Source organism: Streptomyces anandii JCM 4720 (assembly GCF_014650655.1).
Lineage (GTDB): Bacteria > Actinomycetota > Actinomycetes > Streptomycetales > Streptomycetaceae > Streptomyces > Streptomyces anandii.
Genome location: NZ_BMVJ01000042.1, coordinates 15,644 through 17,871, shown reverse-complemented (window position 1 = coordinate 17,871; position 2,228 = coordinate 15,644). Strand labels below are relative to the sequence as shown.

Below are 2,228 nucleotides of genomic sequence, written 5' to 3'. Positions count from 1 at the left end.
TCGACCCGCTGTCCCTGCGCGGCAGCCGCACCGGCGTGTTCGCCGGCGTGATGTACCACGACTACGGCGCCCGCCTGCACGCCATCCCCGACGAGGTGGAGGGCTACCTCGGCACCGGCAGCTCCAGCAGCGTGGTGTCGGGCCGGGTGGCGTACACCTTCGGCCTGGAGGGCCCGGCCGTCACGGTGGACACCGCCTGCTCCTCGTCCCTCGTGGCGCTGCACCTGGCCGCGCAGGCGCTGCGCAACGGCGAGTGCTCGCTGGCCCTGGCCGGTGGTGTCACCGTGATGTTCACCCCGGGCACCTTCATCGAGTTCAGCCGGCAGCGGGGCCTGGCCGCCGACGGCCGCTGCAAGTCGTTCGCGGCCGCCGCCGACGGCACGGGCTGGGGCGAGGGCGCCGGCGTCCTGCTCCTGGAACGCCTCTCCGACGCCCGTCGCAACGGCCACCGCGTGCTCGCCCTCGTGGCGGGTTCCGCCGTCAACCAGGACGGCGCCAGCAACGGCCTGACCGCGCCCAACGGGCCCTCGCAGCAGCGCGTCATCCGCCAGGCCCTCGCCAACGCGAAGGTCTCCTCCGCGCAGGTCGACGTGGTCGAGGCGCACGGTACGGGGACGACGCTGGGCGACCCGATCGAGGCGCAGGCCGTCCTCGCCACCTACGGCCGGGGCCGCCCCGCCGACCGCCCGCTGTGGCTCGGCTCCGTGAAGTCCAACCTGGGCCACACGCAGGCCGCCTCCGGTGTCGCCGGCGTCATCAAGATGGTCCTGGCGATGCGCAACGGGCTGCTCCCGAAGACCCTCCACGTGGACGAGCCCTCGCCGCACGTGGACTGGTCCGCGGGCGCCGTCTCCCTGCTCACCGAGGCCCGCGAGTGGCCGGCCTCCCCGGAGGGACCGCGCCGGGCGGGCGTCTCCTCCTTCGGCATCAGCGGCACCAACGCCCACGTCATCCTGGAACAGGCGCCGGGGGAGGCGACCGCGTCCGCTGCCGAGCCGCTTGCCTCAAAGCCACTTGAACCGGAATCGGTTGACTCCAGGCCGGCTGACTCGATGCCGGTCGACTCCGAGCTGGTCGACTCCGACCCGTTCGGCTCCGACCCGGCGGCCGTCCCGCTGCTGCTGTCGGCGCGCGGCGCCGACGCCCTGCGGGCGCAGGCGCACCGGCTCCGCTCCCACCTCCTCGCCCACCCCGACGCGGACCTCACCGACCTGGCCTTCTCCCTGGCGACCACGCGCGCGGCGCTCGACGACCGCGCGGTGCTGATGGCGGGCGACCGCGAACGTGCGCTGCGCGGCCTGGAGGCCCTGGCCCGCGGCGGCGACGCTGAGGACGAGCTCGCGCGGGGCACCGCCACGGAGGGCACGACCGCGTTCCTCTTCACCGGTCAGGGCAGCCAGCGCCCCGGCATGGGCCGCGAACTGTACGACGCCCACCCGGTGTTCGCGCGGGCGCTCGACGCGGTCTGCGCCGAGTTCGACCGGCATCTGGACGCGCCCCTGAAGGACGTGCTCTTCGCGGCGGACGGCGACCTGCTGAACCGTACGGACTGCACGCAGCCCGCGCTGTTCGCCCTCGAGGTGGCGCTGTTCCGGCTGGCCGAGGCCTGGGGAGTGCGCCCCGACCTGCTGTGCGGCCACTCGGTCGGCGAACTGGCCGCCGCGCACTGCGCGGGTGTGATGTCCCTGGCGGACGCCTGCACCCTGGTGGCCGCGCGCGGCCGCCTGATGGGCGAACTCCCGGCCGGCGGCGCCATGGTGGCCGTCCAGGCCGCGACGGACGAACTCGACCTGCCCGAGGGCGTCTCCGTGGCCGCGGTCAACGGGCCCCGGTCCCTGGTCCTCTCCGGCGACGAGGACGCCGTACTCCGCATCGCCGCGTCCTTCGCGGAACAGGGCCGCAAGACGCGTCGGCTGACGGTCAGCCACGCCTTCCACTCCCCGCACATGGACGCCATGCTGGCCGACTTCCGCAAGGTCGCCGAGGGGCTCACCTTCCACGAGCCGCGCATCCCGGTCGTCTCCTGCCTGACCGGCGCCCCGCTCACCGGGGCCGACGTGCTGCTGCCGGAATTCTGGGTACGGCACGTGCGCGAGACCGTCCGCTTCCACGACGGCGTACGGACACTGGAGGAGCAGGGCGTCACCCGGTACGTCGAACTCGGCCCGGACGGCGTGCTCTGCGCGCTCGCCGAGGAGAGCGTCACCGCGGAGGCCGCCTTCGTGCCC

At 74.5% G+C, this 2,228-nt stretch carries 1 protein-coding gene; it reads left to right on the top strand.

Annotation, left to right across the window (positions count from 1 at the left end; genetic code table 11):
• Positions 1-2,228, top strand: a 2,228-nt coding sequence (locus tag IE249_RS34770; RefSeq protein ID WP_189711398.1) for a type I polyketide synthase, incomplete at both ends; no start/stop codon positions are given.